This window comes from Bacillus sp. 1735sda2 (genome assembly GCF_024159245.1).
GTDB classification, from domain to species: Bacteria; Bacillota; Bacilli; order Bacillales; family Bacillaceae; genus Bacillus; species Bacillus pumilus_O.
Window position 1 is genome coordinate 3,579,167 of record NZ_JAMYWZ010000001.1, and the last position, 23,931, is coordinate 3,603,097.

The following is a 23,931-nucleotide window of genomic DNA, read 5'->3' on the forward strand; positions in this document are numbered from 1 at the left end:
GATTGTGCGCCTTTTTTAGGCGCACTTTCTTCAAATGGAGATGATTGTTTTGCCTACCCTATCACATTTTTTTCAGACACTGATTGATTCAAGAGGTATTTTTTTAGAAGGAATGCTACTCACCTTACAGCTCACTGTGATCAGCATCTTCATCGGCATGTTCATCGGGCTTTTCTTTGCTTTATTGAAAATATCACGCGTGGCTGTCTTCGGTTATATCGCCAACGCCTATATCTTCCTTGTACGCGGCACACCACTGATTGTTCAAATCTTTATCCTATATTTTGGACTGACAGAATTAAATATCCCCGACTTCTGGGCCGCTTCCATTGCGCTCGCCTTTCATAATGGAGCATATATAGCAGAAATATTTAGAGGCGCCATCCAATCAATCGATCAGGGGCAAAAAGAGGCTGGACGCTCTCTTGGCATGGGACGTTTCCTAACAATGAGACGCATCATTCTCCCGCAAGCGATGCGGCGCGCCCTCCCCCCTCTTGGCAACCAGTTCATTATTGGCTTAAAAGATTCATCACTTGCCGCCTTTATTAGCGTCAATGAACTATTTAACGTCGCCACGACCCAAGGCTCAAACAGCTTTGACAATATGACCTATTTACTTGTTGTAGCCGTCTATTACTTAGTCCTTGTCCTGCTATTAACATTTGCTGTCCAAACCTTTGAGAAAAAACTATCAGTCAGTGACCATTAGGAGGAGAAACATGACAGAATCAAAGGAACTCATTCGTGTTGAAAAACTCAATAAACACTTCGGAGAACTGCATGTTTTAAAGGATATTGATCTCACTGTTTACGAAAATGATGTGGTCGTCTTAATTGGTGCCAGTGGCTCTGGAAAAAGCACCTTGCTCCGCTGTATGAACTTTTTAGAAATCAAAAATGATGGGGAAATCATCATTGATGGCAGCCCAGTTCACCCAAAACGCGATCAATTAAACGAGATGCGGCAAAAAATAGGCATGGTGTTTCAACATTTCAACCTCTTTCCGCATAAAACTGTGCTTGAAAACATCATCGAGGCGCCTGTTATGGTGAAAAAAACAAAAAAGAATCAAGCTGTATCAGAAGCCAATGTCCTGTTAGAAAAGGTCGGACTTGCGGATAAAGCCAATGTATACCCTTCTAAACTATCAGGCGGTCAAAAGCAGCGTGTGGCTATTGCAAGAGCACTCGCCATGAAACCAGATGTCATGTTATTTGACGAACCTACGTCTGCCCTCGACCCAGAGCTTGTAGGCGAGGTACTGCAAACAATGAAAAGTCTCGCAAAAGAAGGCATGACGATGGTGATCGTCACACATGAAATGGGCTTTGCGAAAGAAGTTGCCGATCGTGTCGTCTATATGCACGAAGGTCGTATTGTTGAAGAAGGCACCCCATCAGAATTGTTCGATTCTCCTCGAGAGGAACGAACCAAGCTGTTTCTCAGCTCCATTTTATAGGTCAAACGCCCTTTATTTTTCATGCTCAATGTATGTTTTTTCTCATTTTTCACGAACTTTTCATCCATTTATATTGAATATAACCAAAAACCATGTAAGATTAACTTACATGAATATGTTATATATGACTTTTCTCTCTATAATGAAGAATTAAGAAATCAATTAATTCTGAATGATTCAGGGGGAATGCAGCATGCAAATGGGTGATACAGTATTTATGTTCTTCTGCGCACTACTCGTGTGGTTAATGACACCGGGTTTAGCCTTATTCTACGGAGGACTCGTGAGAAGTAAAAACGTCTTAAGTACAACCATGCACAGCTTAACTTCACTAGCGATCGTTTCTATCGTATGGATCTTGTTTGGCTATTCCTTAGCTTTCGCACCAGGCAATGCATGGATCGGAGGCTTAGACTGGGTTGGACTAAAAGGCGTTGGCTTTGAACCTGGTTCCTACAGTGAGACGATCCCACATTCATTGTTTATGATGTTCCAAATGACCTTTGCCGTCTTAACAACAGCCATCATTTCAGGTGCCTTTGCTGAACGAATTCGCTACTCAGCGGTCGTCGTGTTTACACTCCTTTGGGTCACATTTGTATACGCGCCAGTCGCACACTGGGTATGGGGAGGCGGTTGGATTGGCGAAATGGGTGCGCTCGACTTTGCTGGAGGAAACGTGGTTCACATTTCATCAGGTGTGGCAGGTCTAGTTGTAGCGATTGTGCTCGGGAAGCGTAAAGAAGCAGCAAGCTCTTCCCCTCACAATTTGATTTATACTCTTCTTGGCGGAGCTGTCATTTGGTTCGGATGGTTTGGCTTTAACGTTGGAAGTGCCCTTACCTTAGACAGTGTCGCCATGTATGCCTTTATTAACACCAATACTGCTGCGGCTGCGGGAATCATCGGCTGGCTGTTAGTCGAGTGGATGATCAACAAAAAACCGACCATGCTCGGCGCAATATCTGGAGGCATCGCAGGTCTTGTGGCAATTACACCTGCCGCAGGTTTTGTCACACCTTTTGCTTCTATTATTATCGGAATTATCGGCGGCATCGTATGTTTCTGGGGAGTTTTCTCGCTCAAAGCCAAATTTGGCTATGACGATGCACTAGATGCATTCGGACTTCACGGAATTGGCGGGACTTGGGGAGGTATTGCAACAGGGCTTTTCGCAACAACCTCTGTCAATGACGGCGGAGCCAATGGCTTATTTTATGGAGATCCTAGCTTACTTTGGAAGCAAGTCGTCGCTATTGTGGCCACCTATGCTTTTGTAGCTGTTGTGACATACGTGATCATCAAAGTGGTGAATCTCTTCTTTAAGATTCGCGCAACCGAAGAAGAAGAATCAGTGGGTCTTGATTTAACCATGCATGGGGAAAAAGCTTATCAAGATTAAAGAAAAAGGGGTGTCTCTATGAGCAAAATGTATAAAGTGGAGATTGTCACACGTCCAGCCAATTTCGAAACATTAAAGGTAGAGCTTGGAAAGATTGGTGTCACTTCCATTACCTTTTCGAATGTACACGGCTGCGGTTTACAAAAGGGACATACAGAGTTATATCGCGGCGTCAAAAAGGAAAGCAATGTGTACGAACGTTTAAAGATTGAAATCGTCCTCAGCGAAGTACCTGTTGAACAGGTCGTTGAAACAGCTCAAAAGGTACTTCGTACAGGCGAACCAGGGGATGGGAAAATTTTTATATATGAGATAGAAAATACAATCAACATTCGGACAGGTGAAGAAGGACCTGCCGCCCTTTAAACCATCCTCCGCCAAGTGCGGGGGATTTTTTAAGACAGAAAAAAACCTCTGCATGATTCATATACAGAGGTTTCAAGACTTAAGATTGTTTTGTTTCTTCAGATTGACTGCTGTCTTTAGAGGAATCAGAAGACTTTTCTTGATCAGAGGATTTCCCCTTCTCATCAGACTTTTCTTCAGATTTTTCTCCAGCAGGCTCTTTGACCTTATCTTCAGCAGCAGGTTCCTTCGTTTTTTCATCAGCTTTTGGCTGAGCAGGTTCTTTTGCTTCTTCCGTCACTTCTTGTGCGGCCTTTTCAATAGTTGAAACAGGCTTGTCAATGAAGCTAAGTGGATTAAGCGCTAAACCTTCCATACGAATTTCAAAATGCACATGGTTGCCGCTTTCAGCACCATAAAGATTTTTACCAGAAGCACCGATGACATCATTTTGCTTCACTTCATCGCCTTCTTTAACACTCACTTGTGACAACGATTGGTAAACAGTCGATAATCCATCTTCATGTTCAATTTCAACGACATGACCGAGAACTGGATCTTTTTTCGCTTGAACCACTGTTCCACTAAGAGCAGCTGTGACATCAAACACTTTGCCATCTTTGTCTGCAAGATCAATACCTTTGCTCAAGGTATAGGTGTTATTATAGTTTACAAGTGCTGCTTCTTTTTCTTTTTGATCAGCATCTGCTTCATAGAACTTTTTCACGACAGAAACATTATCAGAATTCTGGACTGGCATGGCAACATTTTCAATTGGCTTTCCAACTTCAACGGCATCATCACGCTGTTCTTGCCCTGTTTGATTTCCATCAGATAGTTGGTCTTTCACATCTTTTGATACAGCTTGATACCAAAGAACGGCTGTTAACACGACCGCTGCGCTGACCAAGTAAATTGCAGGGAATACCCAGCGCTTACGGAAAAATTGCTGAACTTTTGTGATTTTGGAAGTACGTTTCTTTTCTTCCTCTCTCATTTTTCATCACCTCAGCAACATTCTGAACACTTTTCAAAAAATATATACACACGAAATCATTTTTCTTTTTATTTTGCGCAATCGCATCAATAATATGTATGATGAATGAAAAAAGATGGAGGACTTTATTGTGAAAACTTTCAACCGTATAGCAACAGAAGATGACCTCAAAGCAATCGTTGATATTTACAATTCGACCATTGCTTCAAGAGAAGTAACCGCCGATACAGAACCAGTTTCAGTTGAAGACCGCCGGCAATGGTTTTTGAATCATTCAGAGAAAAGACCTCTCTATGTGAAAACGGATGAGGATGGTCATATTTATGGCTGGCTCAGCTTTGAAACCTTTTATGGAAGACCTGCCTACAACGGAACCGTTGAAATGAGTATTTACTTAAACCAAGACTACCGAGGAAAAGGATTAGGGTCACTTTTTTTACAAGAGGCCATTGAGTTGGCACCTTCACTAGGCATTCGAACGTTACTCGCCTTTATTTTCGGGCACAACGAAGCCAGCATTCGATTATTTAAAAAGCACGGCTTTGAGACATGGGGTCACCTGCCACGCATCGCAGAGATGGACGGCAGCAGATACGATTTAGACATTCTAGGAAAAGAATTATAAAACGAGCGTCTCTCCAACAAAAAGACGCTTCAGATTGTTGACAAAGGGCTAAAATGATCTTGATTTTAGCCCTTTGTCTCCTTTTCAGCGTGATAGAAAACCTTTGAATTCTAGGAAGGACGAGTACTGGCGCGGAGCGAATTTGACATTCGTGAGCACCAGCACGCAGGACTGACACCGAATGCGAGGGTTTGTCTACACGCTGGAGCGTCTCTCCAACAAAGAGACGCTTTTTTATGATGCGTGTAACAGCTGTTCAAACTGTTTCACATTTTGAACAGCTTTTCTTTGCAGGATGATACCATGTTCATCTATCAAAATCGCTTGCGGAACTACAGTTACCCCATACAGCTCCATGATTTGCGAAGAGCGCACATACACAGCATGATCTGGCAGCAATTGAAGGAGCAATCCATCATCTCCTTGTTCATCGCCATTGATGAAAATGAATTGAGTATCATCGTTAGAGATGTGCTGATGCATATCAGACAAAATGCTTTTGCATGTCATACAAGTGGTATTTACAAATAACAGCATCACGGCTCTTCCGTTCTGTAAATACTCCTTTAAAATGACCTTATTCCCTGAATGTGTATAGCTACGAAATAACGGCGCAGCATCACCAATATCCGCTTCCTTTAATTCAATCCCATCAAAGGATTTAATTTTACTCATAAATTTTCCGATAAAGCGAGCAAGCAAAAACACAACTGCCAGCTGAGCAATGACAATGAGTAACACAATAATTAGTAGAATATCAGTCATTTCACTTGGTCTCCTTCTATAAACGATTCAAATTGATTCACCCATTTTCTTTTGAACATCATGATTGTTTTCCCCACCGCTATAATCAAACAGACAGCCACTGCAATGAGAAAACAAATAATATGAAAAGTCCACGGAATTGTTTCTACATGGGGATGTACATAAAACAACCCAATCACAAGAGCCAGCATCAACACATTACGAATCACAATTCCCCAGTGAAGATGGTCATTTTCAAGCAAACCTCCACAGCCGCATGAAATGTTACGATGTCCTCTCAATAAATTCAAGGTGACCGCTCCAGTATAAATACATAAAAGCGCGGTTAGACCAATCGCAGGTACAAGAGACATGTTCCACACGAACAATAAGCCCGTACAAGCCAATTCAACAGTTAAAAACAAATAAAACACGGGCGCCGTGAGCGTACGTGGCAGCAATCGATATGCATTCATCTGCTGAATATGCGCCGTTTGTTTGCTCACTTTATCAATCCATGCACCTGCAAAGATGATTCCAAATAAATAGACACCTATAAAATAAAAGGCACTCACCTTACGCCATCTCCTTTTGTTGAAATAGTTGGGATTGTGCCTCGTAAAGCCTTTTGTATTCTCCATCTAGCGCCATTAGCTCTTCATGGTTCCCCTCTTCAACGAAAGCACCATCTTTCATCACGATGATCCGATCTGCTAAGCGGGCCGCTCCCATACGGTGTGTGATAAATAAGACCCCTTGATCCTGAGTATGATCGAAAAGCTTTCGAATGAGTGAAATCTCTGATAGTGGATCGAGAGCAGAAGTCGGTTCATCTAAAATAATAAAATCACTTTCTCTAAAAAAGGTCCTCGCCATCGCAAGCTTTTGCCATTGTCCGCCAGACAGTTCATGACCTTCTTCAAAAAAACGGCCAAGCTGCGCATCGTATCTTTCTTCCATTTGATGAATTCTTTTCTCTATGCCTGCTTGCCGAGCAGCTGTAATCATGCGCTCTCCCTTATCTATTTCGTCGATACGGCCAAACCCAATGTTTTCTTTCACAGTGAATTCGTATTTCATAAAATCTTGAAAAAGGACAGCCATTCTTGCATGATATGATTTTTTATAAATGGTCGAAATCAATTCACCATTGACCTTTTGCATATTCGGCTTGTCTGGATCATATAAACCGGTTAAACATTTAATCAAGGTCGTCTTACCTGATCCGTTATCCCCGACCAATGCAATGCGTTCCCCTTTATCGATATGAAAATGTATATGTTCAATAGCAGGCGTTTTCATATTCGGATAGGTAAAAGAGAGATTTTCAAGCGTAATGGACTGAATACCTTCAATCCTCCTAAGCGATGCCCCTCCCTCTGTCTGCTCATCAATTTCTTCTTCTCTCTTTTGAAAAGTTCTCATTTCATCAATATAGAGACTCGTTTCATATAAACTAGAACATTCCCTCGTCAAATCTTGAAAACCGCTTTGAATATTTTGCACAGCTTGGAGTACAGCGACAAAAGTACCCGCAGCTAATTTCTTTTGAAAGATAAGAAAGACAATAAAAAGACCACAACACACATAGGCAAATGTCATAAGCAATCCGCCTGCCATCTCCCAGCGAACCTGACGTTTTAGTAATTTATATTTTTCATCTGCACTTTTTACATAATGACCTTTCCACTTTTGAAGAAGATAATTTCCAACTCCATATAAACGGATTTCCTTCAATGAATCTCTCTGTGCAACAAGGTCGGATACATACATTTCTCTTCGATCATTGGCCGTTAACATCCGGTTTAATTGATACCGTGCGCCTCCAAAGAAAAGCTCAATCCATAAGACAGGCAGAGTACATAAGATCAGAATAACCGCCAAGCCCCAATGGATACCAATCATATAAATGAGAAGTGATACAACAGTAATCAATGCGCTCATGATTGTAAATATACTTCTAACCATACTCAGAACATGCTGATGACTGTTCATCACACGTTGACTTTCATTATAAAAAGACGGGTGTTCAAATGTAATATATGGAAGCCTGATCGCCTTTTGAAGTAATTCACCCTTCAAATGCAAACCAATCAAATTTGTCGCTTTCTGCTGACTAAGCTGAAGAATGAATTGAAGCCCATACCCTAAAACCACAATGACCATTTGCAATCCAAATAACCATAAAACCTTTTGGATGTCTCCAGAAGAAGTCATAAATAAAATAATTTCATTAATCAATGTTTGAATAATCCAGACACTAGCCAAAGGCATTAAGCCAACGATCACTTGGATGAATAGAGTTAACAGAAGATATGATCGACTTCTTTTCCAAGTATAAGAGATTGCATATAAACAATGGTTCACTGTACTCATCAAACGCTCCACCTTACACCATTTAGTATAATTGACATATTTTTGATATTTATATTATGATAGCTCTGCGTAACTTCACTCTGAGAGGACGATATACGATGACTTCAATCTTACTTTTACAGTTAACTCTTATTGTCTGCAGCCTTTTATTGACGATCGGAATCATGATCTATCTAAAACACGAGATGGACTTAATCATCTTACCAGTCCATCATGTTGGACAAAAACTTGTTCATCCGCTACTCGAAAAACCATCACCTATTCAAATGAATGATTTACTGCAAAACAATCACAAGCAACAGTTGCTTATATTCACTGACACAGCATGTCCGCATTGCATCCCATCGCTGGAACAATTCTTAGAAACGAAAAAGCAGCGTGAACTAGACATTCCTTTTAGTATTTTGCTAAAGAATGGGAAAGAAGAGGATCAAGAATTATATCGTGATAACCAAACCAACATGCGAATTATCTCAGTGGACGAACAAATGACTAACATATTCCAGATTGAAGAATTTCCATATTACATCATGGTAGAAGAAGATGAAACAATTTCATATGCAGCCCCTTTTCCAGATGGTCTTTATTCAAGGTTGTTTGAAAAATAAACATAAATGAGGCATGTGAAGATCAAAAAACACATGCCTCTTTTTTTATTGTTTTGGATCTACCTGAACATCCTGATCCTTTTCCCTTGCGGCAATTTCACCAGCTTCACTTGAAGCTGTGGCTTGTTCCTCAGCTTGTTCAAACTCACTGCGAGCCTCAGTTGAAATATCTACTTGGTCACCATGTTGATTCACAGTAACGGACGAAGAAGACAATTCTTTTTGAACCTCTTTCTCTAGTTCCTTTAATTTAGACACATGAAGCTCTAAATCTTTTCCTTGCTGAACTAGGGTCAGTTGTTGAAATAATGCCTTTCTCTCTTCTGGAGAATGGTCGCCTTGAACAATTTTCGCTGCTTGGTTTAAAAAAGAATTGGATGGTTGACTCGCTTGACGACTGTTTGACGTCTGCATAGCATTTGTTAAGAATGAGATTGAAGATATGCTCATGCGTTCACATCCTATTAAATAAAATCCTTGAATTTAGCAGCCACATCTAATGCGTTCTTGGCTAGTACAAATCTCACCTGTATCACGATCCACGTAGTAACGGAAAGTTCCAACACCTTGAAGGAAACAAGTTGGTGCTGACTTGCATGAAGTGACTAATTTTTGCAAAATACATCTTGAAGCTGCAGGTTGAACATTGGTCATTTTGTTTAAAAAACGATCTAACATATGAATTCCACCTTCCAATTTTTATGGTAATACAACACAATAATAACCAATTACAAGACAACTAACAACATATTTTGATAATTTTACTAATTAATTTTAACTACTAATCTTATTTTTGACATAAATTGTCGTTAAATTTCATGGTAAATGTTACTTTTTTCTTATTCGAAGATAATTTATTTATCCATTAATAGTAAAGTATAGATAGAAATTTTTAAAAATTGTTCTACATTCACTCTTCCTAAAGTACTACCTGCTCAAGTATGATAAAGAGTGAATACATAAAGGAGTGAACATCATTGCAACAAACTGAGAAAATCATTCAATCTCTTCATTCGATCACAAAGTGGGGAAAAGTTGGTAGTATATTTCTCTATATTTCAGGCGGCCTAGCTATTCTTATTGGCTTTTGGCTTGTTCTTCCTGCTGCACTTGGCGTCTTCCTCATTATGATGGGAATCCATGTACAAAAATCTGTAAACGCAGCTGAACAATTAATTCAAGCTCCTGATACTTCTTACGAAGAGTTATTAGAACAATATGCTAAGATGATGAAAATGCAGACGCTATTTGCCATATCAAGTATTGTCGCAGCCATTCTCTCATTCATCGCCATTATCCTGATGCTGATATTAGGCGGTCTAGCATTTCTTCAAGAAATTCCTAGTGACATTCAGCAATATGAAGGTGAATACGAAGAAGAGCTTGGTGACTTTTATTAATCGAGAGGGGTATCAATGAACATTCGATACCCCTGTTGTTTGATCATTTTGCATGATCACCCTACAAAGCTTGACATTCTTTCGTGATCATTTTAAAATACAAATCGTAACCATTACGAATTAAAGGAGGGCCCTATTACTGATGCGTGTGAAAATTACCTTAGCCTGTACGGAAACTGGTGACAGAAACTATATCACAACAAAGAATAAAAGAACGAATCCGGATCGACTGGAGTTAAAAAAATATTCTCCTCGGTTAAAGAAATATACCCTTCATAGAGAAACAAAATAATTTTTTAGACTACAAATCGTAATCATTACTTTTTAAGAGAGGCGGAAATGAACATGATCGTTGGCAAAGGGACAGAAGGAAATGAATAAGCGAATACCCGTTACAGTATTAAGCGGTTTTTTAGGAGCTGGAAAAACAACCATATTAAATCATGTACTACAAAATCGTAAAGGGTTAAAAGTAGCTGTGATTGTTAATGACATGAGCGAAATTAATATTGATGCAGAACTAGTCAAACAAGGCGGTGAGCTCTCTCGATCAGATGAGAAGCTAGTTGAATTATCTAATGGTTGTATTTGCTGCACATTAAGAGAAGATTTGTTAATTGAAGTAGAGCGCCTATGTAAGACTGGTCATATTGATTATATTGTCATTGAGTCTACAGGTATTAGTGAACCGATTCCAGTCGCGCAAACTTTCTCTTATATAGATGAAGAAATGGGCATCGATTTAACACGCTTTTGCCGTCTAGACACGATGGTCACTGTTGTAGATGCGAATCGTTTCTGGACCGACTTCCAGTCAGGAGAAAGTCTATTAGACCGTAAACAAGCCGTTTCCGAGGATGACGAACGAGAAATTTCCGATTTACTGATTGATCAAATTGAATTTTGTGACGTACTGATTATCAATAAATGTGATCTAGTATCAAACTCAGAATTAGACCGACTTGAGCATGTGCTGACAACACTTCAACCAGAAGCATCTATCATCAGAACCTCAAAAGGGCAAGTAAAGCCAAGTGACATTTTAAATACTGGTTTATTCGACTTTGAAAAGTCCAGTGCTTCTGCTGGCTGGATTAAAGAAATCAACGCTGGGCATTCTCAGCATACGCCGGAAACAGAAGAATACAACATCTCATCCTTTGTTTATGAAAGAAGACTTCCTTTCCATACTAGCAGGTTAAATCATTGGTTAGATCAGATGCCAGAGCAAATCGTTCGCGCTAAAGGATTTACATGGCTTGCCACACATCATGATTTAACCATTTTAATTTCACAGGCTGGAAAATCTGTTCAGATTGAACCAATTGCCTACTGGATTGCTGCCTTGCCTGAGCAAGAAAAAGCACAGATATTAAAGCAAGAACCAGAGCTTCTTGATGAGTGGGACGCAGAATTTGGTGACAGGCATACAAAACTTGTGTTTATTGGTGTAGATTTACCTAAAGCAGATATCATTCGCACACTTGATCAATGCTTACTCACACATGAGGAATTTGATCAAGATTGGACTACGTTTGAAGACCCCTTTCAATGGAAAATCCAACATTAAGTCAGGAGGGTTTTAAGTGGCAAAGAAATCTAAAATTGCTAAAGAAAAAAAGCGGCAGCAGCTTGTATTGAAATATGCTGAATTAAGAAAAGAGTTAAAAGAACAAGGTGACTATGAAGCTTTACGGAAATTACCTAGAGACTCTTCCCCTACCCGCTTAAAAAACCGCTGTGAATTAACCGGTCGCCCTAGAGGTTACTTACGAAAATTTAAAATGTCTAGAATTGCTTTTCGTGAGCTTGCCTATAAGGGCCACATTCCAGGAGTGAAAAAATCGAGTTGGTAAAGATTGAGTTGATCTTATCACAGCTCCTATAAAAGTAAAGCAGTAAAAAATGTTGAAAAAACGATTTTCTAGGCCTATTTCAACATTTTTGAGCCACAAAATAACATTTTAAAAACCAGCAGAATCTCTGCTGGTTTTTGATCATGATAGGATTCTAAGATGAATAGACCTATTTCTATAAAAGGATTTTCAATCATGATTATGACATTTTCTCTACTTTTCAAAAAATCATGATCATGATACTTTGTTGTCACTACCCACCGATGTATGACATTTCAACTTTTTTCTGATCTTTCTTTTGCTCTCTCTCGGCTGAATATTGATCATCTCTATTCGACCATAGTTCCTTCAATATGTTCTTTATTTCTTCATTATCTTTTGTCGAACGAATCACCCGCTTCAGGTCAAAACCCGATGATGCAAAAAGACATGTAAACAATTCACCGCGAGCAGAAAGCCTCGCTCTATTACATGTTCCACAAAAAGCATCTGAAACAGAAGAAATAATGCCTATCTCTCCTGAACCATCCTGGTAAAAGAATCGGTTGGCTACTTCTCCTGGGTATTGAGGAGGTTCTGGTTTGATGGGAAATGTTGAGTCAATTAGACCAATGATTTCTTTTTTTGTCATGACATGCTCTAGATTCCATTTGTTCGTATTTCCGACATCCATAAACTCAATAAATCTGAGAACATGTCCTGCTTTTTTAAAGTAAGCTGCCATTGGCAAAACATCCTGATCATTCACACCTTTTTGAACAACCATATTGATCTTAATAGCAAGTCCTGCTTTTTTTGCAGCCTCAATCCCATCAAACACTTTTTGGATAGAAATATTCCTTCCGTTCATTTGCTTAAAACGGTCAGGATTTAATGAATCCAAACTAATGGTGACTCTTTGAAGACCTGCTTTCTTTAACTTATCAGCATATACAGGTAAAAGTGTTCCATTTGTTGTCATAGCAATGTCTTCGATTCCTGGAATGTTTGAGAGCTTTTCTATTAAGATAGGCAAATCTTTTCGCAATAAGGGTTCGCCACCTGTGATGCGTATTTTGACCACACCTAGGTCCTTTGCAAAAAGGGTAGCAAGCTGTTCAATTTCTTCGAAACTAAGCAGCTCTTCTTTATTCAAAAAAGGATAATCTGGTCCAAAAATTTCAGCAGGCATACAGTACGTACATCTAAAGTTACAGCGATCTGTTACTGATATTCTTAAATCGCGCAATGGTCGATGTCTCTTATCCAATATACTGTCCATACTTTGCCTCCTATTCTGTTATACGCTGATGGTGGGTGTAGATATTAAAAGATTCTCCTCTGACAAATCCAACTGTTGTGATATTTAATTCTTCTGCCATATTAAGTGCCAGCTCAGTAGGTGCTGATTTTGAGATGACGATCGACACTCCTAGTTTTGCTGCCTTCAACAGAACTTCTGATGATATCCGGCCGCTAAACACAAGAATTTTATCTCTAAGCGGAATTTGATGAAGTAAACAGTATCCATAGATTTTATCTAATGCATTATGTCTTCCTATATCAGTTCTAGTGATGAATAGCTTTTCTGTATCACACAGTCCAGCATTATGCACGCCACCAGTATGTTGAAACAATTGACTTTCTTCTTGTAAAGATTTCATTAGACGCATACAAGTATCAGCAGAAATGTTAATTCGATCAATGGCTGTTTTTGCTGTTTTCACATCTTGGAGAAAATAAAAATGCCTCCCTTTCCCACAGCAAGAACCAATCACCCGCTTAGTAAAATCTGATGACTGAAATCCGCTTGAGTGAACTAAATCAACATAGGCAAAGCCCATACTTTCATCTATTGTAAACCTTTTAATCTCATTTTCAAATCGAATGACGCCTTCTGAAGCTAAAAAACCGATCACCAATTCTTTTAAATGATCTGGGGAACAAACAAGTGTTACAAATTCCTCTCCATTCACGATCACAGTTAAAGGAAATTCTTCTACAACTTCATCTGTTTTGCAAGTAAATTGACCTTCACGGTATTGGTGAATAACTCGTTTCTTTTTAACAGAAGGATTCATAGTATGATCTTCCTTTCAGCACAAATTTAGTTATATGAACCAATCAAATTGTGATATTATTTTAAAAAGTCATAAAAATGTAACATATTTCTATCTTATCAAACTTTTTGATTGCTTTATATGGGGGGAACAAAATGAACAAATCGAAAAATCGCTGGCTCATTGCAACAAGTGCTGTGGGAATTCATTTATCTATTGGGTCTGTTTACGCTTGGAGTGTTTTTACGAATCCTTTACATCAAGCTTTTCAGTGGTCATTGACAGAAATAAGCCTGACTTTCAGTATTGCTATTTTATTTTTAGGATTATCTGCAGCTTTCATGGGGCATTTCGTTGAAAGGTATGGTCCAAGGGCATCAGGACTCTTCTCAGCCGTTTTCTTTGGTATTGGAATGACAGGGTCAGGATTCGCTGTCCACATGTCCTCACTCCCTCTCCTCTATTTATTTTATGGTGTACTCGCTGGAATAGGATTAGGGGTAGGTTACATTGCACCTGTATCAACTTTAGTGAAATGGTTCCCGGACCGAAGAGGACTTGCAACTGGCTTAGCTATTATGGGTTTTGGGTTTGCGTCTCTTATTTGCAGCCCAATTATCCAATATCTCATTGAAAAAGTAGATATCGCAAATACCTTTTACATTCTTGGAATTTCCTATTTTATGATCATGGTGATTTCATCTCTTTATTTATCACCACCAACACCTGATGACGTCAAACAATTTGAGGTGTTAAAAACAAATCAAAGAAAAATCCCTCAGGATTTATCACAGCTTACAGCAAATGAAGCGATCAAAACACGACGTTTTTATTATTTGTGGCTCATGCTCTTTATTAATATCACATGCGGGATTGCCATTATTTCAGTAGCATCGCCTCTTGCTCAAGAAAGTGTTGGTTTCACTGCAGGTGCTGCAGCTACCCTTGTTGGCATTTTAGGTGCTTTTAATGGTTTAGGACGGATTGGTTGGGCCTCTTTCTCAGATTATATCGGAAGGCCGAATACGTATACAATCTTCTTTAGTATTCAGCTCATTGCCTTTCCTTTACTCCCTTATTTAAAGGAACCGCTCGTCTTTTCAATCGTGATGGCGATTATTTATACGTGCTATGGAGGAGGGTTTGCCTCAATCCCAGCTTATATTGGTGATTTATTTGGCACGAAACAACTTGGTGCCATACACGGCTATATTCTGACAGCCTGGGCAGCTGCTGGTTTAGTAGGACCTTTATTTTCATCCTTTATCCGGGATATAACAGGTAACTACACGCAAAGTCTGATGGTGTTCTCTGGCTTATTTTTCATCGCTTTTATCATATCTCTTCTCATACGGAAGGATATTCAGCAGCTTAGAGAAACAAACCTTACTACTACTTCTTCTGTCTCATCCCGGCCTTAATTTGAATTTGACAGAATCACAATCTAAAGGTAATTTTTAGATATGAAAACGCTTTATAAAGTAATAGGAGGGTGATGATATCATGGGGAAAACAAAACATAAGGGGCCTATAAAACTTAATAAAAAACCCTCACCAAAGCTATGGGCCTCTTTTGCGCCTATGGGACTTGGAAAAGTAAAGCCGAAGCACATTCGAGATACGATGAAAGTGGCGTGGGAGAACAAGGATAATCTCCCCTATGCATATCGTATTTTAACGCAAGGCGTGTGTGACGGCTGTGCCCTTGGTGTTTCAGGGTTATATGACCAAACGCTCACAGGACCTCATATATGCACCACAAGGCTAAATGTACTTCGTCTTAATACAATGCCAGCTATTGATCCAAAATGGTTTGAAGACATTCAACAGCTCAAACAAATGGACAGCACTACTCTTCGCAAACTTGGCCGTATCCCTTATCCACTCATTCGAAAAAAAGGTGACAATGCCTTTACGCGTATTTCTTGGGATGATGCATTAGATCAAATCGCAGCTAAAATCAAATCAATTGATAAACGACAGCTCGCTTTCTATTTAACAGCTAGAGGGATTACAAATGAAGTCTATTATTCCGCTGCAAAGGCAGCTCGCTTTATCGGGACAAATCATATTGATAATGCGTCGCGCATTTGTCATTCACCGAGCAAAACCGCTCTTAAGCGATCCCTTGGGATAGGAGCCTCCAGCTGTAATTACAACGACTGGATCGGAACAGATGTCTTAATTTTTTGGGGATCTGTCGCAACAAACAATCAGCCCGTTTCCACTAAATATATGTATGCGGCGAAAAAGAAAGGAACCAAAATTATTGTCATCAATCCGTACAAGGAGCCTGCCATGGAAAAGTACTGGGTTCCCTCTATTCCAGAAAGTGCTCTATTCGGCACAAAAATTGCGGATGATTTCTATCAAGTCAATATAGGCGGCGATATTGCGTTTATGAATGGTGTCATCAAACATTGGTTTGACATGGAGCAACACGCGCCCCATTCCGCACTTGATCATGAGTTTATTCAAGCCCATACTACCGGCATACAGGATTTACAGCAGCATGTCGCACAATTGAAATGGGAAGACCTTGAAGCGTCTTCAGGCTTATCAAAAGAAAGAATGAAGGAATTTGCTATCCTTCTTGCCAATGCCAATTCAGGCGTTTTCATTTGGAGCATGGGTCTTACCCAGCACCGCTTTGCAACAGATAATATATCACAGGTCGCCAACCTTGCTATGTTACGTGGATTTATTGGCAGAAAACATTGTGGTGTCATGCCAATTCGCGGGCATAGCGGTGTTCAAGGTTCAGGTGAAATGGGTGCTGACCCGTTTGTTTTGCCGGGCAGTGATTTTGATGAAGAAAATATTGAAAGAATCGAAAAGATTTGGGGGTTTGACATTCCGAAATGGCATGGTGACACTATTGGGCAATCATTTGAAAAAATGGCGCTCCCAAAAGAGCATCCACAAAAACTCAAAATGCTGTTTACGAGCGGCGGGAACTTTTTAGAAACGATGCCAAATCCGGATGCGATCGAAAAAGCTTTATCTGAGCTTGAACTCCGTGTCCATCAAGATATCATTTTGAATACTTCTACACTTGTAGAGGCAGAAGAGACGGTAATTGTTCTCCCTGCTATGACAAGATATGAGCAGCCAGGCGGCGGTACTTCCACTAGTACGGAACGCATGGTATATTTCAGCCCAGAAATTGAAGGACCTCGGATTGAGGAGGCAAGAGCAGAATGGGATATTTATATTGATCTTGCAAAAAGAGTACGGCCTGAAGATGCTGAGCTGATTCATTTCGAAACGGCTGAAGACATTCGCCGTGAGATAGCAATCGCAAATCGAAACTATGATGGCATCCAGCATTTACGTCATAAAGGAGACGTTTTTCAATGGGGAGGTGCCTGGCTATGTGAAGACGGAGAGTGTCCAACACCGGACGGCAAAGGACATCTTCTTCCTGCCCAGCTGCCTCAATACCGAAAAACCGAGGGACATTTTAATATCACGACAAGAAGAGGAAAGCAATTCAATTCCATGATCTATAGCGAAAAGGATGCCTTTAATGGTGGGAAGCGTCATTCTATCTTGATGAATGAAGATGATGCTAAAGAGCTTTATGTCAAAGAAGGTGATCCAGTTGTTTTGTTTAATCAATATGGATCCTACCAAGGAGTCGCTCAATTTGGGGATTTGAAACGTGGCAATATTGCTGTGTATTGGCCAGAAGGGAACGTTTTAATTCCAAAGGGTGTGTATGAGAGCTACTCACAGATTCCCGAATATAATACGGCGGCCATATTAGAAAAAGCCGAAACCTTTCATGCAAGAAAAGACCAACACTACGTGGAGAAACGAATTGATGAATTAGAAACCACCTTGAATTGATCTTCAACAAAAAAACAGCTGGGGAAAACAATCCCCAGCTCCTATTTATATCCTACTGACCAAAAGCGCTCGCTTCATTTTGTAGAATGTGATTCAATTCTTCGGCATTAGCAGCCGGTTGATATTGTCCACCTCCCGCTTTTGCAACAGACTTTAAACTTTTTGCTTCTTTTTCATTCACATCAAAGCCGATGATATTAACAATGGTGTCAATTCCGTCTTCATGTAATTCCTTTGCTGCTTGTGAAGGGCTTCCTCCACAAGTTTCTTTACCATCACTGACGACATAGACAATATTTTTCCCTTCAGCCTGGTGATCTTCAAAATCTTGCTTCGTATCTGTTAATGCTTTTGCAAGTGGTGTCCAGCCAGTTGGCTTATACACATTCAGTGCTTGCTGAAATGTTGATGATTCATATGATCCAAATCCATAAACAGCTTCAGAGCTTGCACAAGAAATTGCTTTTCCAGCATTTTTATTGGTTCCTTCATGACCAAACACACGAAGAAGGACTTGTGTATCATCTGATAAAATACTAGCGAAGCTTTGAATAGAACGTTTGGCGATATCGATTTTCTTTTCGCCTTCAACTGATTGCGCCATGCTGCCGCTTAAATCGAGTAATATCACCACATGAGCTGGCTCCTGTTTTTTTGTCACAGCATGAGCTGGTGAAGAAAGAAGCAGGACAAGACTAGCCAAAATGGTTAATACAATATTGCGTTTCATTTATAAAAACCTCCCTTTTTACATTTGTACAGAAAAAGAGAAACGAAAGCATGTATCAATCGTTTCCCTTTTGTTCAGCAAGTTATTCGTGTAGTTTTAATGATTCTGCTGACAGGATAGAACCCATTTCTTTACCAGTGCTTGCTTGGTAGTAATGGCCTTTACCAGCTTTAGCTACTTGCTTTAATTGACCTTCATAGCCATCATTAAAGTCTAATCCAATGACATTCACAACAGTCGACCCTTTAGAGTTATGCAATTCTTTTGCTACTTTTACTGGATCTCCGCCACAAGTTTCTTCGCCATCAGTGATGAGGTACACAATATGTTTTGTACCATTATTAAGCTGTTCATCCGTTTGCTTTGCATGTTCAAGAGCACGAGCAATCGGTGTCCAGCCATTTGGCCCAAGTCCGTTTAAAGAGTTTTCAAAGCTTTCTTTTTCGTAAGGCTGTACGCCATAAACGCCTCTAATGACTTCACATGATTGAGCTTTACCCGAATTTTTGTTGTTTCCTTCAGAGCCAAACAAGCTCATACGAATTTTAGCGTCTTTTGGAAGTGACTGAGCAAATTTAAATACCTCTTGTTTAGCGAGGTCAAATTTGCGTTCTCCCTCTACTTTTCTTGCCATGCTTCCACTTGCATCAAGTAAGATGGTGACTCTTACATCTTTGTTATGTTTTTTGACTGTAGATGCTTTTGCAAATACTGGTGAAGAGATTGACATAGATAATGTCAATACAGCTAAGGTTACGAGTGTAAATACTTTTTTCAACATCATTTTTTCCTTCCTCCCTATGTATTAAATTGAAACATCTTAATCGTAAAATATTCCGTCTTGGAATGGTATAGGACTCGGTCCCTTTTTCTCTTTCATCAAAATCACTAAAAATCTGTCATTTGTCTAGATATATTCACCTAACACATCACTTCTTCTCTTGTTTTCTCCTTCTTTTGAGGGGCTTTGTATCGGCCATCGGTTCTTGTCGGGACGTAAATGTTTAAGATTTCCTGAGGTGCGTCTTAAGTCGCAAATTGACACATTCTGTTCAAACCTCTTGAAACACACAAAAAAGATGCCCCCATTTTGAGGCACCTTTGCTTTATTTTTTCGCCATATACGTGTTAAGAAAACGATCAGCTGATTCAATTTGAATCCCTTTATAATAATGTTTCACGATAGCATCCACTTTTTTTCCTGACTGTGCCATATAATGCGCACCATACTGACTCATTCCAACACCATGGCCATACCCTTTTGTCGTAATGATTATTTGCTGGCCCTGTCGTTCCCATGTAAAGTCTGCTGAATGAAGCCCTAATGACTCACGAATGTCTCTGCCTGTCAGTGTTTTACCGTTTATGACGACTTTAGCTACTTGATTTCCTGGTGTCCGTTCTACTATCTGTCCTACCTGAGCCTGTTGAGTAAGCGTCACACCTAATTTTTGCTGAAATTCACTAACTGGGATGGTTTTCTTGTTTTGAAATTTTGGCGATTTTTCGTCCCATTTACTTTCGACACTTTTCAAATATGGGATTTCATTTTTCCAATAAGCTTCGGCATTTTCCGTTTTACCGTTACTTGTTGAAAAGAATGAGGCATCAATTGGTTTTTCGTCATAAGTGAGCACTTTTCCTTGTGTGCTAGCGACAGCTTCTGTAACTTTTTTCAATTTCCAATTGTATGCTTTCCCCCAAATTTTCTTGAGTTCCTGCTTGTTTTTATACACTTGGAACATTTGGGTATCATCTACAAGAGAGCCCTTTGGTGATTTGACGGTCTTATCGATGATCATTTGTCTGACGATATACGTTCTTGCAGCGAGAGCCTGTGCCTTGAGTGCTTCCATCTCAAAATCAGCTGGCATTTCAGACGCTACGACACCGATCACATACTCTTCTAAGGGAATGTTTTCTACCTGCTGATGAGCTGAACGATAGACGGGGATAGCAACGGGTGATTGCTTCAATTTGACTGTACCCTTCACTTCTTTTTTAGCTGATGGCTCCGCTGATACATGCTGACTTGCCTCTGGTTTCCCTTGAAACGTCGGCAACACAAGTAAAGTTGGAATCATTAAAATAATGATGCATATTCCTGCGATTGTCCATATCATTGGTTTCATATTTGGCTGCCCCCATTTGTCATTGAATCTCTTTTATCCTATGGGGAAGGACAAGCTAATATGACAGCTTCTTTCATTCATTGGACAAGTCTGTTGATGAAGATAAGGGGCTGTATATCAAGTGATTTTACTGTTCGTCTTTATGAATAAAATTTAAGATGGTTGGATACACTAATGATAAGCTTTAAACATAAAGCATTCTATGATTCTAAAAAAAAATCAGCATGCCCTATGGACACACTGATTTCTTTATCATTACGCATTTAGATCTGATACAACTTGTTCTTGTGTCACATCTGCTGTTTCATCGTTTACTCTTTCAATATCGGCACCGATTGCTGCAAGCTTCTGGTGGAAGTTCACATAACCACGATCGATATGCTTCAACTCAGTGACACGTGTATGACCTTCTGCTACTAATCCAGCAAGTACAAGTGCTGCTCCTGCTCTTAAATCAGTCGCTGCCACTTCAGCACCTTGAAGTTGAACCGGCCCGTTGATAATGACAGAGCGCCCCTCAATTTTAATATCGCCATTCATACGGCGGAATTCTTCTGCATGCATAAAGCGGTTTTCAAATACCGTTTCTGTAATCATGCTTGTTCCGTTCGCACGAAGCAATAGCGCCATCATCTGAGATTGCATATCCGTTGGGAAACCAGGATGTGGCATTGTTTTTAGATCGATTGGCTTAAGCTGAGATGGTCCAATGACTCTTAAACCTTCTTCTTCTTCAATGATCTGAATACCCATTTCTTCCATTTTTGCTACAAGTGATGTCATGTGCTCAGGCACTGCGCCTTTCACAAGAACATTTCCTTCTGTAATGGCTGCTGCCACCATGAAAGTACCTGCTTCAATTCTGTCAGGGATGATGTTGTGTTTTGCACCGTGAAGTGTTTCCACACCTTCAATTTTGATTGTACCAGTACCAGCTCCGCGAACTTTACCGCCCATGGCATTGATGTAGTTTGCCAAATCAACAATTTCAGGTTCTTTTGCTACGTTTTCTAAAATCGTTGTGCCTTCAGCTAATGCTGCTGCCATAATGATGTTTTCAGTTGCGCCGACACTTGGGAAATCCAAATAGATTTTCGCACCTTGTAAACGGCCTTTGACTTCAGCCTCGATGAAACCATTTCCTACTTGAATTTTAGCTCCCATTGCTTCAAAGCCTTTTAAATGCTGGTCAATTGGTCTAGAACCAATCGCACAGCCTCCAGGTAATGCAACTCTTGCATGACCTGTTCTTGCTAAAAGTGGTCCCATGACGAGCACTGACGCTCGCATTTTACGGACATACTCAAACGGAGCCTCAGTTTCTAGTGCATGAGATGCATCCACTGATACTTCGTTATTTTCAAAATGTACTTCTGCTCCTAAATGACGTAACACTTCATTGATTGTATATACATCGGAGAGCGTAGGTACATCACAAATTACGCTTTTTTCTGTACTTGCTAACAAAGATGCAGCGATAACTGGTAAAACGGCATTTTTTGCTCCTTCTACTTTAACTGTGCCGTTTAACTTTTGACCGCCGCGGACGATGATTTTTTCCAAGGTCTTCCCCTCCGCGTCCCAAATTCTCTATATTAATATTCAGTCGTTACGATTGGTGTGCCAACCGTAATCGTATGATTTTCGTTCATTTCCGAACTTCTGATGGCAATTTGAACATTCATTTTATCATTTGAAGTCATAATGAACTGTTCCCACTTATCTGTGTAAGCGGAAAGCGACACAAAATTAGACTCAACGAGATACTCAACTGGTTTTGCTTGAAATTCATTTGCTAACATTTCAGCTTTTTTTTGCAAAACAACATCCATCATACCATTTACATGACCATCGAGACAAGTAAAAATTACAAATTTCTCTTGTAATATGCTTTTTGCATGACGTACGAACTGATCATATGTATGCTCCCAGGTATTCAGTGGGCGAGCACCTTTTTGCTCATATAATAAATACGACTTTTGATTGGATTTTGTGTCGGTCTTCACGAGTAAAATTTTCGATATTGTATCATTTTTTTCATCTTTGTAAATTCCTGTGACTTTGGTGACATGTTCTTCTTCTTTTTCGGTCCACTCATACTGTCGTAGTTCGTCTTTGAAACGTTTCACTTTTTTTGAAAATTGTTCGGATGACATGTTTACATTTGTTTTAGCGTGAAGAGTCCATCCATCTACTTCAATTTGCTGGTTATTCAGACCTTCTGCTATTTGGGCGAGCGGAGAAGATTCTTCCGCACGAACACCTTGAATCATCAGAACAAAAAAAAGAATAAATGCAAATAATGGCCAACCTTTTATATACTTTCTCACTTGTCATTCCCCCTTGCTACAAGTGTTGCCGCAAGGAGGTCTATGCATACGTGGAAAAGTCATCAAAGGCCATACTTTTGACACTTCTTTTTACGTTCCCGCATAAGGCAGTGACCAAACCTTTTATGTTAGAACATATAAGGTATTTGTCTGGAGAAATTTAAGTAATCAAGGAAGAAATTGCTGACTGCAGATGCAATAGCAATGGTAATGAGCATCATCAGCAATCTTGCCTGAACGATTTTCCCTTTTTTAATCAGTGGGTCAATATTTATAGCAAGCAATGCCCACCATGTAATTGCAATAAAAAACAGGTGGATCACAATACTCACGATTGCTTGTTGTCCTACGTCTTCCATACAGTTGAATCCTCCTTTTATTTATTTCTGTAAAGGAAAACTCCCTTTCATTATATCCTCGAAAATCGGAAAGATGAATCATTTGGAAAAAAGAGCTACATTTAGAGTGAATCCCCTCTTATCCTGGTGCCAAGAAGATGATATACTGCGTGTGGAAGGAGCTGAACACATTGAAAGATTCTTTTCCTGACTTTGTTGATTTGTACGGAGAACTGGTTCCCTCATTTGATCATGAATGGGAGGCCATTGCTTTCTACTTTGATTATAGACAGACACAGCTAGAAGAATTAGCGCAATTGTGTCATTTTCATAACATTTCTTTGGATTACTCTGAGGAGAGCCTGTATCAGTTAGAATCACTTTACTTTGATGCATTTACCAAGCAGCTGTTTGCCGAATGGAAAATGCCAATAGATGCATTAGAAGCGATGTTGAGCGTGTATATGGGAGAGGTTGTCCTTCGTCATCATTCAGATGCTGACTGGGTGGTACGGCCTTATATGGACTCTCCACATCAATATACGCTGGGGTTGCGCCGGCACAATAAAACGTGGCATAGTACGCAGTTTTGCGAGCACTTATATCTTGAAAAACAGGATTCTCATCCATATGTGTCGATGTACCAATCGCTCATGTCACTTTAAAAAAATCCTTCTTATCATTGTGATAAGAA

General features: G+C 39.8%; 27 protein-coding genes. 13 read left to right on the forward strand and 14 right to left on the reverse strand.

Annotated features, from left to right (window positions below; all coding sequences use genetic code 11):
* Positions 1-34: 34 nt before the first annotated feature.
* The 4 genes from NKR21_RS18725 to NKR21_RS18740 all read left to right on the forward strand — a co-directional run bounded on the left by NKR21_RS18725 (position 35) and on the right by NKR21_RS18740 (position 3,231).
* Entirely contained in the window at positions 35-712 is a 678-nt protein-coding gene (locus NKR21_RS18725; RefSeq protein ID WP_078061638.1) for an amino acid ABC transporter permease, read from the forward strand.
* A 10-nt stretch (positions 713-722) separates the two neighbouring features.
* Positions 723-1,463, forward strand: coding sequence for an amino acid ABC transporter ATP-binding protein (locus NKR21_RS18730; RefSeq protein ID WP_041815999.1), 741 nt, complete (start codon positions 723-725; stop codon positions 1,461-1,463).
* A gap of 193 nt (positions 1,464-1,656) precedes the next feature.
* The gene (locus NKR21_RS18735; protein WP_012011524.1) at positions 1,657-2,865 is read left to right on the forward strand and encodes an ammonium transporter; all 1,209 of its coding nucleotides are present in this window, start codon (positions 1,657-1,659) and stop codon (positions 2,863-2,865) included.
* An 18-nt stretch (positions 2,866-2,883) separates the two neighbouring features.
* Positions 2,884-3,231: a P-II family nitrogen regulator gene (locus NKR21_RS18740; protein ID WP_003214763.1), complete on the forward strand. Its 348-nt coding sequence runs from the start codon at positions 2,884-2,886 to the stop codon at positions 3,229-3,231.
* Between the two features lie 79 nt (positions 3,232-3,310).
* Here NKR21_RS18740 and spoIIQ read toward each other — a convergent pair whose 3' ends face one another.
* Entirely contained in the window at positions 3,311-4,207 is an 897-nt protein-coding gene (gene spoIIQ / locus NKR21_RS18745; RefSeq protein WP_012011525.1) for a stage II sporulation protein SpoIIQ, read from the reverse strand.
* Between the two features lie 115 nt (positions 4,208-4,322).
* On the opposite strand from spoIIQ, the gene NKR21_RS18750 reads away from it, so the two are divergent.
* A complete protein-coding gene (locus tag NKR21_RS18750) occupies positions 4,323-4,832 on the forward strand; it encodes a GNAT family N-acetyltransferase (protein ID WP_041816002.1) in 510 nt (169 codons plus the stop codon).
* A gap of 234 nt (positions 4,833-5,066) precedes the next feature.
* Here NKR21_RS18750 and NKR21_RS18755 read toward each other — a convergent pair whose 3' ends face one another.
* The 3 genes from NKR21_RS18755 to NKR21_RS18765 are packed head-to-tail and all read right to left on the reverse strand — an operon-like array spanning position 5,067 to position 7,952.
* Complete coding sequence (locus tag NKR21_RS18755) at positions 5,067-5,597, reverse strand: TlpA family protein disulfide reductase (protein WP_012011527.1); 531 nt, start codon at positions 5,595-5,597, stop codon at positions 5,067-5,069.
* Entirely contained in the window at positions 5,594-6,151 is a 558-nt protein-coding gene (locus tag NKR21_RS18760) for a MauE/DoxX family redox-associated membrane protein (protein WP_144455373.1), read from the reverse strand. Before NKR21_RS18760 ends, NKR21_RS18755 begins: the two co-directional genes overlap by 4 nt.
* 1 nt (position 6,152) lies before the next feature.
* The gene (locus NKR21_RS18765; RefSeq protein WP_144455371.1) at positions 6,153-7,952 is read right to left on the reverse strand and encodes an ABC transporter ATP-binding protein; all 1,800 of its coding nucleotides are present in this window, start codon (positions 7,950-7,952) and stop codon (positions 6,153-6,155) included.
* 98 nt (positions 7,953-8,050) lie between these two features.
* Between NKR21_RS18765 and NKR21_RS18770 the strand changes: the two genes are divergently transcribed.
* A complete protein-coding gene (locus tag NKR21_RS18770; RefSeq protein ID WP_041816008.1) occupies positions 8,051-8,560 on the forward strand; it encodes a thiol:disulfide interchange protein in 510 nt (169 codons plus the stop codon).
* Positions 8,561-8,605: 45 nt separating this feature from the next.
* On the opposite strand, the gene NKR21_RS18775 is transcribed toward NKR21_RS18770, so the two are convergent.
* Both NKR21_RS18775 and NKR21_RS18780 read right to left on the reverse strand, forming a co-directional pair.
* The gene (locus tag NKR21_RS18775) at positions 8,606-9,010 is read right to left on the reverse strand and encodes a hypothetical protein (RefSeq protein ID WP_012011531.1); all 405 of its coding nucleotides are present in this window, start codon (positions 9,008-9,010) and stop codon (positions 8,606-8,608) included.
* Between the two features lie 33 nt (positions 9,011-9,043).
* On the reverse strand, positions 9,044-9,238 hold the full coding sequence (locus NKR21_RS18780) for a hypothetical protein (protein WP_003215165.1): 195 nt from the start codon (positions 9,236-9,238) through the stop codon (positions 9,044-9,046).
* Between the two features lie 299 nt (positions 9,239-9,537).
* On the opposite strand from NKR21_RS18780, the gene NKR21_RS18785 reads away from it, so the two are divergent.
* The 4 genes from NKR21_RS18785 (at position 9,538) to rpsN (ending at position 11,816) form a co-directional block, all read left to right on the forward strand.
* Positions 9,538-9,960, forward strand: coding sequence for a DUF5362 family protein (locus tag NKR21_RS18785; protein ID WP_003215041.1), 423 nt, complete (start codon positions 9,538-9,540; stop codon positions 9,958-9,960).
* A gap of 142 nt (positions 9,961-10,102) precedes the next feature.
* The gene (gene rpmG, locus NKR21_RS18790; protein ID WP_003214771.1) at positions 10,103-10,252 is read left to right on the forward strand and encodes a 50S ribosomal protein L33; all 150 of its coding nucleotides are present in this window, start codon (positions 10,103-10,105) and stop codon (positions 10,250-10,252) included.
* Positions 10,253-10,333: 81 nt separating this feature from the next.
* Positions 10,334-11,530 (forward strand): GTP-binding protein, encoded by a 1,197-nt coding sequence (locus NKR21_RS18795; protein WP_012011532.1) that lies wholly within the window; start codon positions 10,334-10,336, stop codon positions 11,528-11,530.
* A 16-nt stretch (positions 11,531-11,546) separates the two neighbouring features.
* Positions 11,547-11,816, forward strand: a complete 270-nt coding sequence (gene rpsN, locus NKR21_RS18800) for a 30S ribosomal protein S14 (protein WP_012011533.1) — start codon at positions 11,547-11,549, stop codon at positions 11,814-11,816.
* A gap of 253 nt (positions 11,817-12,069) precedes the next feature.
* Here the strand turns inward: rpsN and moaA are convergent, their stop codons facing one another.
* Positions 12,070-13,077, reverse strand: a complete 1,008-nt coding sequence (gene moaA, locus NKR21_RS18805; protein WP_012011535.1) for a GTP 3',8-cyclase MoaA — start codon at positions 13,075-13,077, stop codon at positions 12,070-12,072.
* 10 nt (positions 13,078-13,087) lie between these two features.
* Positions 13,088-13,876, reverse strand: a complete 789-nt coding sequence (gene fdhD, locus NKR21_RS18810; RefSeq protein ID WP_119125490.1) for a formate dehydrogenase accessory sulfurtransferase FdhD — start codon at positions 13,874-13,876, stop codon at positions 13,088-13,090.
* Positions 13,877-14,010: 134 nt separating this feature from the next.
* On the opposite strand from fdhD, the gene NKR21_RS18815 reads away from it, so the two are divergent.
* Both NKR21_RS18815 and NKR21_RS18820 read left to right on the forward strand, forming a co-directional pair.
* Positions 14,011-15,276 carry an L-lactate MFS transporter gene (locus tag NKR21_RS18815; protein ID WP_144455369.1) on the forward strand — a complete coding sequence of 422 codons (1,266 nt, stop codon included), beginning with the start codon at positions 14,011-14,013 and terminating at the stop codon, positions 15,274-15,276.
* Positions 15,277-15,358: 82 nt separating this feature from the next.
* Positions 15,359-17,707, forward strand: coding sequence for an FdhF/YdeP family oxidoreductase (locus NKR21_RS18820; protein ID WP_144455367.1), 2,349 nt, complete (start codon positions 15,359-15,361; stop codon positions 17,705-17,707).
* 52 nt (positions 17,708-17,759) lie between these two features.
* On the opposite strand, the gene NKR21_RS18825 is transcribed toward NKR21_RS18820, so the two are convergent.
* The 6 genes from NKR21_RS18825 to NKR21_RS18850 form a co-directional block, all read right to left on the reverse strand.
* Positions 17,760-18,437: a VWA domain-containing protein gene (locus NKR21_RS18825; protein ID WP_012011539.1), complete on the reverse strand. Its 678-nt coding sequence runs from the start codon at positions 18,435-18,437 to the stop codon at positions 17,760-17,762.
* A gap of 82 nt (positions 18,438-18,519) precedes the next feature.
* Positions 18,520-19,218: a VWA domain-containing protein gene (locus tag NKR21_RS18830; RefSeq protein ID WP_081112358.1), complete on the reverse strand. Its 699-nt coding sequence runs from the start codon at positions 19,216-19,218 to the stop codon at positions 18,520-18,522.
* Positions 19,219-19,543: 325 nt separating this feature from the next.
* Entirely contained in the window at positions 19,544-20,569 is a 1,026-nt protein-coding gene (spoIID, locus tag NKR21_RS18835) for a stage II sporulation protein D (protein WP_012011541.1), read from the reverse strand.
* 255 nt (positions 20,570-20,824) lie between these two features.
* Positions 20,825-22,132 carry a UDP-N-acetylglucosamine 1-carboxyvinyltransferase gene (murA, locus tag NKR21_RS18840; protein ID WP_012011542.1) on the reverse strand — a complete coding sequence of 436 codons (1,308 nt, stop codon included), beginning with the start codon at positions 22,130-22,132 and terminating at the stop codon, positions 20,825-20,827.
* Positions 22,133-22,164: 32 nt separating this feature from the next.
* Entirely contained in the window at positions 22,165-22,899 is a 735-nt protein-coding gene (locus NKR21_RS18845; RefSeq protein WP_012011543.1) for a YwmB family TATA-box binding protein, read from the reverse strand.
* Between the two features lie 128 nt (positions 22,900-23,027).
* Positions 23,028-23,258 (reverse strand): DUF1146 family protein, encoded by a 231-nt coding sequence (locus tag NKR21_RS18850; RefSeq protein ID WP_012011544.1) that lies wholly within the window; start codon positions 23,256-23,258, stop codon positions 23,028-23,030.
* 137 nt (positions 23,259-23,395) lie between these two features.
* Between NKR21_RS18850 and NKR21_RS18855 the strand changes: the two genes are divergently transcribed.
* Positions 23,396-23,902: a hypothetical protein gene (locus NKR21_RS18855; protein ID WP_012011545.1), complete on the forward strand. Its 507-nt coding sequence runs from the start codon at positions 23,396-23,398 to the stop codon at positions 23,900-23,902.
* Positions 23,903-23,931: the final 29 nt, after the last annotated feature.